Genomic DNA, 12,237 nt, shown 5'->3' on the forward strand with positions numbered 1-12,237 from the left:
TTACATCTCCTTCATAGTTGGATCAAGGGCATCACGGAGCCCATCACCAAATAAGTTGAAGCTTAACATTAAGACTGCTAAGACAATTGATGGAATCAGCATCTGATATGGATAGACTAAGAAATAATCAAAACCATCATTGATTAATGTCCCTAAAGATGCTCTTGGAACAGTTAAACCTAAGCCGACGAAAGCCAAGTAAGCTTCGTAGAAGATCGCATTTGGCACGGTCATCATCGACATGATGATCAGCTGACCAAAGATGTTTGGTAAGATTTCTTTAAAGATTAAGAACATATCACTTGCCCCTAAGGTACGGGATGCTAAAACATATTCATCTTCCTTAACCTTTAAAACCTGGGCACGGGTAATACGTGACATTGGAATCCATTCGGTAAAGATTAAGGCTAAGATAACGGTTGTTAAAGAAGGTTTCATGACCGTTAATAAGATTGTTAAGATAACTAATGTTGGAATGGAGTTAATGATTTCCTGGATACGCTGTAAGATCGCATCGACCATTCCGCCAAAGTAACCAGAGATTAACCCATAAGTCATCCCGACAACGACGTCGATCACAACGGCCACTACGGCAATGAATAAAGAAATACGGGTACCAGTCCAAAGACGAGCCCATAAATCACGACCAAATGAGTCCGTTCCAAACAAATGGGCAGCACTTGGTGCTAAGTTGATATTCGCTGTATCTACCCCATCATAAGTGTATTTAGAGAAGATTGGCGCAAAGATCGCCATTAAAGTAATTAAGATAATCAGGATTACCCCGATAACCGCCCCTTTGTTTTCAAAGAAACGGGCTAAGATATCTTTCCATAAAGGACGGGCAGGTTCTACCTCATCGATCATGATATTCTGTTTATCGCCGATTAATTCAAAATCATCCGGCTGAAATTTATAGTCATCCATCGATTAGTCCCCCTTTCCTAAACGAATTCTAGGGTCAATCAGACCATAAGAGACGTCGATCACTAACATCATAATGATATACATGAACGCATATAAGAACGAACATGCCATAATAATGTTGTAGTCATTAGAACGAATGGAGTTAATTAATAACTTCCCTAACCCTGGAACAGAGCAGATCTGTTCCACAACTAATGTCCCAGTCATTAAGTTGACTAAGATTGGACCTAAGACCGTAATAACTGGAATCAGCGCATTACGCAGCGCATGACGCATAATCAGCGTGCGACGGTCTAACCCTTTCGCCTGAGCTAATGTCATGTATTCACTGCCTAAAACAGTAATCATTTCAGTACGCGTAAAACGCGCAACGTTCGCCACAACGGATAAGTTGAGGGCGATGACCGGCATAATGGATGATATAATCGGATCCGATTCATCAAACATTGTTGGCAGGACTCTTAATTTGACACCAAATAACATTAGCATTAATAATGCGAATACGAATGAAGGGATTGAAACACCTAATACTGAGATAATTGTGGCAATTGTGTCCCAGATGGTATTACGGTTTAACGCGGCGATGATGCCGAGAATCATCCCGACAACAGTCCCTAAAGCGGTCGCTGCAATACCATAAGCGAATGAGATTTTAGCTGCATCAAAAACCAGTGAAGAAACATTCTGGTCTTTATACAGGACGTAGGAAACCCCGAAGTCTCCTGTTACCATGTTCTTCAAATAACTCAAATACTGCACAAAGACAGGCTTATCGAGGCCATACTTGGCTTCGACAACTTTCATCTGTGCTTTGGATAGCTTTTCTGAGTTAAAAGGAGAACCTGGCATTAATCTTGTCATTAAGAACAAGACAGTGAGTATAACGAATAACGTCACAGCTGAAATCAACAGACGTTTCCCGATATACTTTAACATGGATTTATCCATAGTCTTCCTTCCTTTCCTTACCAAGAAATTTATAAGTCGTATATAAATAAGAAACACATTATAGCAGTGCTATAATGTGTTTCGACTTACTATTTTAAAAACCTTATTTATTTCATATCAATGAATGCAAATGTGTAAGGAACACCAGCAGACATGTGAACTAAGCCTTTAACCTTCGTAGACTTTAATGCGCAGCCACCTTTATCGAAAAGTGGAATTTCGCCATAGTCTTCCATTAAGATCTTTTCAGCTTTCTTCATCATATCCCAGCGTTTTGTTAAATTAGATTCCGTACGAATCTTTTCGCAAAGCTTGTCATATTCTTTATTAGACCATTTACCACGGTTGAATGAGTTACCTGTTGTACAGATATTTAAGTAAGTTGTTGGATCAGCATAGTCAGGACCCCAGCGTGTTACTGAAATATCGAATTCACCTTTTGGTTCACGGGTATTGACACGGTCCTGTTTAACAGTTGCAACCATGTTCAGTTTTAAGCCTTTTAATTTAGACCAGCATGACTGAGTGAAGACAGCAATATCTTTCATTGCGATTTCATCAGTACCATAAAGAATAGATAATTCAATAGACTTCTTGCCTAATTCTTTTAAGCCTTTATTGAATGCTTTCTGAGCTTCTTTCAGATCATACTTAGTATAATCTTCTTTGACGTCAGCACGGAAATCTACACCTTTTGGTGATTTAGATAATCCCTTAGGAACGAACCCATTTGATTCAGTTGAGCCATCCTTCAAGATTTTAGAACATAATTCTTCACGATTCAAGGCTAAAGATAAACCTTTTCTAATATTTTTGTTCGCTAAAGCTTTATTTTTAAGGTTTGGCATTAAATAATGTAAGAAACCATCCTGATATGTATAGAACGCTTTGTTGTTTTTATACTTATCAACTAATGATGATGTTAATGGTGCATAGTCTAAGTTACCAGCATCGAAGGAAGCGGCCGCTGATTTAGGATCAACAGCTAACTGCCATTTCATCCCATCAAGTTTGACAACTGACTTATCCCAGTAAGAAGTGTTCTTCGTGAAATCACAAGATTTACCCTTTGTCCAAGCGGTCATACGGAATGCGCCGTTTGTTAAAACGTTCTTGTAGTTAGCTGCATACTGTTTGCCCTTTGATTCAGCGAATTTTTCATTAATTGGATAGTAGCAGGCAAATGTCATCAGACCAATGAAGAATGGGACTGGTGAAGCTAAGGTCACAACTAATGTCTGATCATCTTTTGCTTTAACGCCTAAAGTATTTAATTCAGCTTTAGAAGCTTTCGCACCTTTGGCAATAAGCTTATCAGCGTTCACTAAGTTAGCGCCTCCTGAGCCTAACATATAAGCATATTCGCCAGCATTTTTAATGATTCTCTGCCAAGAATAAACAAAGTCATTCGCCGTTACTTTCGCATACTTCTTGCCAGAGTAATCAACCCAGTTCGTATCTCTTAAATGGAATGTATAAGTCTTCTTATCTTTCGAAACATCATAAGACTTAGCGATACCAGGTGCTGTCTGTCCTTTCTCATTGACAATTTCCAAACCATCTGTAAAAGCATGGATGGCGTCAAATGAAGTACCATCGGTCGCTACCGTGGAATCCAATGAAGAAATATCCGTGTCGGCAGCAAAGTTGAATGTTTTCGTAGCACTACTGCTTGAACTGCCACATCCAGCGAGCATAGCTGCGCTCAATGTCAGTGCCACAACTTTTTTTGCGGTGTTCATAAATTATCCCCTCCGTTATGAAATTATTACCGTCGGTTTTTTCTAACCTTGTATTCAATATACTCCATACATAAGCGGAAGTCAAATCGTTATCCAATAATTTTTGTGTTTTTTACTAAGAAGCTATGTATTCTTTGTGGATTTCACAATTTTAGAAGCGTTTACATCCGTCACTTTATACAAGATAATTTCTTCTCATTGTAATATATTGTTCTTAATTAACTTGATTTTATCCCTATTTTTCGTCTTTTATTCATTTTTGCTGGCTTTTTTATCATTTTGGAAAATAAAAAACTGATAATTTTTTATCAGTTTTATGCATCCAGATGGTCTTTGATATGGACATCGAGCTGTGGATACGGAATATCGATGCCTTCTTCATCAAATTTCTTTTTGATCTCTTCGACAATATTAAATTTAAATTCCTCATAGTTCTCCGTTTTGGTCCAGGCTCTTAAGCTGAACGTAATTGAAGAATCCTTATATTCCGTTAAACGGACAAAGGGTTCCTGCTCGCGGGCACAAAGCGGATTCGAGATAACGACATCGTGAATGACGTCTTTGACATGATCAATACTGCAGTCATAGCCGACATCAAACGTTAAGTCGACGCGGCGATACGGTTCGCTCGAATAATTGATCAAACGCGAATTGGCCATTGTGGAGTTAGGAATGACAATCCGCTTATTATCCAAAGTTAATAAGAAAGTATAAAGCAGAGAGATTTCCTGGATCTTGCCGGTGACCCCATCTACTTCAATGACGTCCCCTTTCACAAACGGACGAGAGAACATAATCTTCATGCCATCGACAATTTCGGCCAAGGTATCTTTTAACGCCAAGGCGATGGCCGCGGATACGGTTGTGAAAACAGCTAATAAAGATGTCACATTGACCCCCAGCTGCGATAAGGCCATCATCGCCACGACAATACCAAAGCCGACGCGTAAGCAGGTGTGAAAGAAATTAAGGATAATTTCATCACGATTCGATTTTTGGATCGCCCGCATAATAAATTTAGAAACAACCTTTGAAATAATATAACCGATCAGGATAATTAATAAGGCCTGTCCTAAATGAATCAGGTTATCAAAAAGACTCTCGATAAATTTTTCTGTTATTGTTAGACTTTTATTCATTATTATCACCTAAGCGCCATTATACGGATTCATTTTCATAAAACAAGAATATTTTGATATACAAAAAAAGGAAAATTTGTTGATTTCTAGCCGTAATACGATAAAATAGACATGATTTGAGGAGGAAGAAACTATGAATATTGCCGTAATGACTGATAGTAATTCCGGAATCACCCAGGCCCAGGCGAAAGACTTAGGCGTCACAGTGATCCCCATGCCATTTACTATTAATCACGAAGCCTATGAAGAAGATATCAACTTAACTCAGGATCAGTTCTATCAGCTGATTCGTGATGAAAATACTGAAATATTAACCTCACAGCCCGCTTTAGGCGACTTAAGTAAAGCCTGGCAGAAGGCCTTAGAAGATCATGATGCTGTGATTTACATTCCTATGAGTTCCGGCCTTTCCGGCAGCTGTCAGAGTGCCACAATGTTAGCCTCAGATGATGAATTTGAAGGCAAAGTTTTTGTTTTAGATACCCAGCGTATTTCCGTCACTTTAAGACAAAACGTCTATGATGCCTTAGAACTTATCAAGCAGGGCAAAACCGCTCAAGAAATCGCCGATATCTTAGTTTCCCGAAAGATGGATGCGACAATTTATATCACGGTCCCAACATTAACGTATTTAAAACGCGGCGGCCGTATTACTCCTGCCGCAGCCACGCTCGGTTCTTTATTAAAGATCAAGCCAATTCTTACCATTCAGGGAGAAAAGCTTGATAAATTCGAACAGGCCCGCACCATGAAGAAAGCCCGCAAGATCATGATCGAAGCCGTTAAAAAAGACATTGCAGAGCGGCACTGGGATGATTATGATTTATTCGTTGCTTACACCGAAGATAAAGAGCAGGCTGATGATTACATCAAAGAAATTGAAGCGGCATTCAATCATCCGGTTAACTGGGTTGATCCTTTATCATTAAGTGTTGCCTGCCATATCGGCCCAAATTCTTTAGCCTTAGCAGCGGCGAAGAAATACATTGACTAACGAAGCGCCAAGCTTCGTTTTTTTTTCTTTGAAACAAATTATGAAAGCAAATTTATAACCTGCTCATCAAGGCAATATTCTCCAGAGGTATCTTTTCATTTGCATGTTTCATGCTTTTATAATAGAATTTAATAGAGATTGTACATCTTAAGCAAGATAAGAAAGGTGAGTATTCATAAATGAATAATAATACGAGAAATACCCAAAAGCAGCCTCACCAGAATAATAGACGCAAAACGCATCCTCGTAACCGCAATAATCGTAAACCTGCAAGAGGTTTAGATACGAAGATCTTTGCGTTAGGTGGCCTGAATGAAATTGGGAAAAACATGTACTGTATCGAACATGATGATGAAATCATCATCATTGATGCGGGGGTAAAATTCGCCTCCGAAGGTTTACCAGGTGTTGACTATGTCATTCCTGACTATACCTATCTCAAACAAAACAGCAAAAAAATAAAAGGATTATTTATTACCCATGGTCATGAAGATCATATCGGGGGCATTCCTTTTCTCTTACAGATTGTGCCGATTCCTATCATCTACGCTTCGCCGTTAGCGACCGCGATGATTCAGCGTAAGCTCGAAGAATATCGCTTAACCAAAGCAACGAAATTCAGACAGATCGATCACACCAAATCGGTCCGCACAAAATATTTTAACATCGGTTTCTTTAATACCAATCATTCGATTCCAGAATCTCTCGGCATCGTCATCAATACGCCTAATGGCCGCATTGTGGAAACCGGAGATTTCAAATTTGACTTGTCGCCGGTGAATCGTCCCGCTGATTATCAGATGATTTCTTTCTTAGGCGAAACGGGTATCGATTTACTGATGGCCGATTCGACCAACGCCGAAGTGCCAAGCTTCTCAATTAGCGAAAAGAAAGTCGCTTCGCAGGTGCAGGAAGAATTCCGTAAAGCCGAACACCGCATTATCGTCGCAACATTCGCATCCAATATCGAACGTGTCGGCCAAATCGTGGATGCGGCGGTGCATTTCAACCGCAAGATTCTGATTTATGGCCGTTCAATGGCGAACAACATTACCATCGCCCGTAAACTCGGTTATATTAAAGCACCGGATCGTTTCTTCATCTCTAACGAAGAAGCGAAACATATTCCTGATGATGAAATTCTGATTCTTTGTACCGGCTCTCAGGGGGAAGCTTTAGCTGCTTTAAGCCGCATCGCTAATGGCACCCATCGCCAGGTCAAGATCAAACCAGGTGACACAGTCATCTTCTCATCAAACCCAATTCCGGGTAACCAGGCAAGTGTCAATAACGTTATCAACAAATTATACCGGGCGGGAGCCACCGTACTCGAAAACTCTTCAATTTCTAACTTACATACATCCGGTCATGCCTCACAGGAAGAAATGAAACTGATGTTCTTACTGACAAAACCACGTTACTTCTTCCCAATTCATGGGGAATACCGTATGTTAGTGATCCATAAGAAATTATATGAAGAAGTGGGCGGTGCCAAAGACCACAGCTTTATCTTAAGCAACGGCGACACCCTCTTACTCAATCATGGCGAATGTCGCGTCGGACCACGTGTCCATGCCGATGATATTTATGTCGATGGCAATGATTTAACCGGTTTATCGACCGCAGTATTACATGACCGTCAGATTTTATCAGAAGATGGCATGGTAGCTGTTCTCATTTCGATGGATTCCCATGCCGGCACCTTGTTAAATAAACCTGTCATTATGTCTCGTGGTTTCGTTTATATGAAAGATTCCCAGGAACTCATCCGGGAAAGTGAAAACCTGGTACGTAACGCTTTAACGAAACAGTTACGTTCTAAAACAACCTTCGGCGAAATCAAAAATACGATTCGTCATACCCTTGAAACATACTTCTACCAGCAGACCCGACGTCATCCGATGATCATTCCGGTCATCATGAACAAGAAAGTCTAGTATGGCTCGTAAATTTAAGTTACGTAAACGGGTCTATGTTCTCTTTGCCGGGATCATAGCCCTGATTCTTGTCATCAATGTCATTTATGTGGCAGCCTTTTCGAAGACTGCCTACACTTTTTCTCAGGAAAATGTGGCATCGACAAGTATTCCGAAAGATTTTGATGGTTTCAAGGTTGCGATGATCAGTGATGTCCATTTAAAGACCGAGGCTGATCTGACGCGTTTGACGCAGATCCTCAAAGAATTATCCACTAAAGATATTGATTTGGCCCTTTTTGGCGGGGATCTCTATTACTCTAAAATCTTTTCTTCAGAAAAGACGATTCAGGCATTAAAAAGCGTCGAAGCCCCTTATGGGAAATTTGCCGTCTTAGGGGATGAAGATGAAAGTCAAGGCAAAGAAGTCACGGCGTTGCTTAATGATGGCGGCTTTGAAGTTTTGAATAATGAAGAACGGCCGATCTATTATAAAGATAAAGAGATCGATCTCTATGGTTTGAGCACAACGCCGCAGACCAGTCTATTACATAGTGCGAATTACTCTATTGTCCTTACGCATTATCCCGATAGTTTTACGACGATTGCTGGACATACATCCCTGCAGTTATCCGGCCATAGCGGCGGCGGTTACTTAACCTTCCCGCTGATTGGTTCATTAATTAAGGTGAAACATGCTAAAACCTATACCCATGGCACTTACACCAAAAAGAAATCTACCTTACTGATTTCTAACGGCGTCGCGCCTAGTCCCCTTTATCCTTATAAATTCGGGGCTAAAAATGAAGTCCAGATCATCACTTTTACCTATGGTCATTAGCTCGCTTAGCGAGCTTTTTTTATGAATGGTGTGCAATTCTTTTTTTGTTCATAAATAACTGATACTATAAACTTATGGAGGCAAGATTATGACGAGTAAAAAGAGTTATTTAATCAACACCCTGATTATTATTTTGGTGGGTGGTCTATCTTTATATTTCTCCGTTGGTCATGAAGTCAAAAATGTCATGAACGCGATCGCTCATGCCGATATCCGCTGGATGTTTGTTTTAGCAGTCATCATGATTGGCTATTACTTAACCGATGGTCTGGTGACAACCCTTTTTGCCCGTGAGTACAAAAAGGATTACACCCTCAAACAAGGCTTTGTGAATGGTTTAGTGGGCACCCTCTTTAGTGATATCACCCCTTCTTCTAGCGGTGGTCAGTTTGCCCAGGTCTATTTATTCAATCATCAGGGCGTCGCCCCGACTGCCGCCACGAGTATTTTACTCATGTGCTTTATTTCTTACCAGGTCGTCATGATTCTCTTTACCGCTCTCATCATGTTAGTGCAGGCCCCTTATTTTATGCATGAAGGCTGGCATGTCACGTTAATGGCCTTGACCGGCTTCCTCATTAACTTTGGGGTCACCGCCGCTTTACTTTTAGCGGCGAAATCAAAAACGTTTCATAACTTCGTTTCCCGTTATGTGATCACTTTTTTAGCGAAGATCCACATCGTCAAAGATCCCGAAGCGACGCGTTATAAAATTGAAGACAGCTTAGGCCGTTTCCGCAAGGAAATCAGTCATTTGGAACAAAATAAAAAACTCTTTGTGAAAGCCTGCCTTGGTAATTTAGTCAAGCTAACAATTATCTATTCCACCCCGTTTTTTGCCTGTTTAGCCTTGCATATTCCAGTTCATATCAGTCAGTTTATTAACTTCTTATCATTAGCCGCCATCATTAACCTCATTAATACTTTCTTACCGATTCCTGGCGCTTCTGGCGGCAGTGAAGGCTGCTATATGATTCTCTTTAGTTTCTTAGGCCATGTGCATACAACTTCTAGTATGATGTTATGGCGTTTCTTCTCTTTCTATTTTGGTTTAGTACTGAGCTTTATTGCTTTCCTCACCTCTAAAGAGATGAAAACCCCCGTAGCTCCCATCGAAACAGCGAACTAGTTTCCCTTTCGGGAAACTTTTTTGATTTTTTTAGCACTCCTATTGACAATGTGCCAAATAAGGGTAAAATAAGCATTGGCAATTGAGTAATGCAAGTGCTAAAAGGAGGAACAAACAAACATGTTAAAACCACTTTATAAAAATGTTGTCTTACAAAAAGAAGAAGTTGAACAGAAAACCGCTAGCGGTATTATCCTTTCGACTGAGACAAAGGAATTACCTAGCATCGGGAAAGTCATCGCTGTCGGCCCAAAATGTGAATCAGGCTTAAAAGTCGGTGATAAAGTTGTCTTTAAACAGTACTCAGGTACAAAAGTGACTTTAGATGAAGTTGAATATACAGTAATCGATGAAGAAGATATTCTTGCATCCGTTGAATAGGAGGAAATAAATCATGGCAAAAGAAGTACGTTTTGGTAATGATGCACGTAAATCAATGTTAAAAGGGGTTAACACTTTGGCTGATGCCGTTAGTGTAACACTTGGCCCTAAAGGCAGAAATGTTGTATTGGATAAAGGTTATGGATCACCATTGATCACCAATGATGGTGTGTCAATCGCCAAGGAAATCGAACCTGAAGATAAATTTGAAAATATGGGCGCAAAACTCGTTTATGAAGTTGCCAACAAAACCAACGATGTTGCTGGTGATGGGACAACGACCGCAACGATCCTCGCTCGTGATATGATTACAAACGGCATGAAAGCTGTTGATAAAGGCGCGAACCCTGTTTTAATGAGAGAAGGTATTGAAGAAGCAGCGCAGAAAGTCGCTGAAGTTTTGATTAAAAACTCTCGTAAAGTGGAAACATCCGAAGATATCGCTGCCGTTGCCTCTATTTCATCAGGCAATAAACATATCGGTGAATTGATTTCTAACGCAATGGATAAAGTTGGCCGTGATGGCATCATCAATGTCGACAACTCTAACTCTTTCGAAGACACTTTAGAAGTCAATGAAGGTTTACAGTATGATAAAGGTTATGTTTCACCTTATATGGTTTCTGATTCCGATAAGATGGAAGTAGAAATGGATAATCCATTAATCTTAGTAACCAACCAGAAGATCTCTAACTTACAGGAAATCTTACCAGTCTTAGAAAAAGTTGTTCAGGCGAATAAACCATTGTTATTAATCGCAGAAGATTTCGAAAATGAAGTCATTTCTACATTAGTCTTGAACAAATTAAGAGGGACTTTCAATGTTGTTGCCACAAAAGCGCCTGGCTTTGGTGATAACCAGAAAGATCTCCTTGAAGATATCGCCGTTTTAACAAACGCCAAATTCTACAATAAAGATTTAAATATGAAGCTTTCTGATTTAACCATTGAAGAATTAGGTACGATCAAGAAAGTTGTTGTCACAAAAGACAGCACTACTTTAATCGGTCATGGTCAGTCCGCTGCTATTGATGCCCGCGTTGCAGAAATCAAAGCGCAGTTAGAAAATACCAAATCAGATTATGATAAGAAGAAATTACAGGAACGTATTGGTAAATTATCAAATGGTGTCGCAACTATCAAAGTTGGAGCTACCACAGAATCTGAATTAAAAGAAAAGAAATTACGTATCGAAGATGCGTTAAATGCGACGAAAGCAGCCGTTGAAGAAGGCATCGTTGTCGGTGGCGGCGCAGCCTTAGCGGAAGCTTATAAAGAACTTAAAGGTCAGTTACATAATGACAATGTCGATGTTCAGAAAGGTATGAACATTGTCTTGGATGCCTTATTAGCTCCCGTTACGCAGATCGCTGAAAACGCTGGCTACAACGAAGAAGATATTGTTGATGCGCAGAAGAAAGCTGATCAGAATGTTGGTTTCGATGCGAAGAACGGCAAATGGGTCAACATGTATGAAGCCGGCATCATCGACCCTACTAAGGTCACAAGAAGTGCCTTATTGAATGCGGCCAGCATCTCTGCATTATTCATCACAACTGAAGCTGGTGTCGCTGAATTACCTAAGAAGGAACCTGACATGCCAGCTATGCCACAGGGCGGAGGCATGTACTAATCCCCAAAAAGGTCTTAAATACATTCAGTGAAGCTGAATTTGTAATGAACAATTGAAATAATCGAAGTTCCAGAGTGGGAGAATAAATGCTATTCTCACACTCTGGCTTTTTTTGCTTTATGTAAGGAAAAAGCCAGCCACGCAATGTGCGTGAACTAACTCTACAATGTGGAACTGAATGACATTGATCTTGTTCTCTTCGTTTTCTTTTCGGCACAGTTATAAATGCTATAAAACTCTTCCATAACAACTGCTGTGCGATCTTCTTTGCAATAAAAATCAATGATACCCTTTTTAATATGAATTATTGATAAGAAATACAAACTCATAATTTCCTATAATAAAATGGAGGCACTTAAGGTGCAATATAGTGGAGATAAAGGTAAAATCACAACTTATGATGCAAAGCTCCGTCAGCTTTATTATAGTAATGGTCAATATGTGACAGCCACTACTGTTTATAACGGTCAATTCTATGTTTTTAATGTAACTGGTAATCTCGATCAGTGAAAGACATATAAGTTAAGATATTCAAAATGAAGTCCAGAAGCTTATTAAACTGATTGGTAATCCTATAGTGAAACAGT

Annotated in this window: 11 protein-coding genes; 7 read left to right on the top strand and 4 right to left on the bottom strand. The window is 39.9% G+C overall.

All coding sequences use genetic code 11. The features are described from left to right. From SG0102_RS13235 to SG0102_RS13250, 4 genes are all read right to left on the bottom strand, one after another. Positions 1-927, bottom strand: a complete 927-nt coding sequence (locus SG0102_RS13235; protein WP_125120370.1) for an ABC transporter permease — start codon at positions 925-927, stop codon at positions 1-3. 3 nt (positions 928-930) lie between these two features. Then, complete coding sequence (locus tag SG0102_RS13240) at positions 931-1,875, bottom strand: ABC transporter permease (RefSeq protein ID WP_125120371.1); 945 nt, start codon at positions 1,873-1,875, stop codon at positions 931-933. A gap of 107 nt (positions 1,876-1,982) precedes the next feature. Next, positions 1,983-3,617, bottom strand: coding sequence for a peptide ABC transporter substrate-binding protein (locus tag SG0102_RS13245; protein ID WP_125120372.1), 1,635 nt, complete (start codon positions 3,615-3,617; stop codon positions 1,983-1,985). Positions 3,618-3,931: 314 nt separating this feature from the next. Continuing rightward, a complete protein-coding gene (locus SG0102_RS13250; RefSeq protein ID WP_125120373.1) occupies positions 3,932-4,756 on the bottom strand; it encodes a mechanosensitive ion channel family protein in 825 nt (274 codons plus the stop codon). Positions 4,757-4,889: 133 nt separating this feature from the next. Between SG0102_RS13250 and SG0102_RS13255 the strand changes: the two genes are divergently transcribed. The 7 genes from SG0102_RS13255 to SG0102_RS15415 all read left to right on the top strand — a co-directional run bounded on the left by SG0102_RS13255 (position 4,890) and on the right by SG0102_RS15415 (position 12,160). Continuing rightward, positions 4,890-5,750, top strand: coding sequence for a DegV family protein (locus SG0102_RS13255; RefSeq protein ID WP_125120374.1), 861 nt, complete (start codon positions 4,890-4,892; stop codon positions 5,748-5,750). A gap of 179 nt (positions 5,751-5,929) precedes the next feature. Next, positions 5,930-7,687 carry a ribonuclease J1 gene (rnjA, locus tag SG0102_RS13260; protein WP_125120375.1) on the top strand — a complete coding sequence of 586 codons (1,758 nt, stop codon included), beginning with the start codon at positions 5,930-5,932 and terminating at the stop codon, positions 7,685-7,687. Position 7,688: 1 nt separating this feature from the next. Then, positions 7,689-8,507, top strand: a complete 819-nt coding sequence (locus SG0102_RS13265) for a metallophosphoesterase (protein WP_125120376.1) — start codon at positions 7,689-7,691, stop codon at positions 8,505-8,507. 88 nt (positions 8,508-8,595) lie between these two features. Beyond that, positions 8,596-9,636, top strand: coding sequence for a lysylphosphatidylglycerol synthase transmembrane domain-containing protein (locus SG0102_RS13270; protein ID WP_125120377.1), 1,041 nt, complete (start codon positions 8,596-8,598; stop codon positions 9,634-9,636). A 120-nt stretch (positions 9,637-9,756) separates the two neighbouring features. After that, complete coding sequence (locus tag SG0102_RS13275; protein ID WP_125120378.1) at positions 9,757-10,017, top strand: co-chaperone GroES; 261 nt, start codon at positions 9,757-9,759, stop codon at positions 10,015-10,017. Positions 10,018-10,030: 13 nt separating this feature from the next. Then, positions 10,031-11,650 carry a chaperonin GroEL gene (gene groL / locus SG0102_RS13280; RefSeq protein WP_125120379.1) on the top strand — a complete coding sequence of 540 codons (1,620 nt, stop codon included), beginning with the start codon at positions 10,031-10,033 and terminating at the stop codon, positions 11,648-11,650. 360 nt (positions 11,651-12,010) lie between these two features. Then, positions 12,011-12,160 carry a hypothetical protein gene (locus SG0102_RS15415; RefSeq protein WP_157983061.1) on the top strand — a complete coding sequence of 50 codons (150 nt, stop codon included), beginning with the start codon at positions 12,011-12,013 and terminating at the stop codon, positions 12,158-12,160. Positions 12,161-12,237 lie beyond the last annotated feature (77 nt).

This window comes from Intestinibaculum porci (assembly GCF_003925875.1).
Classification (GTDB): Bacteria; Bacillota_I; Bacilli_A; order Erysipelotrichales; family Coprobacillaceae; genus Intestinibaculum; species Intestinibaculum porci.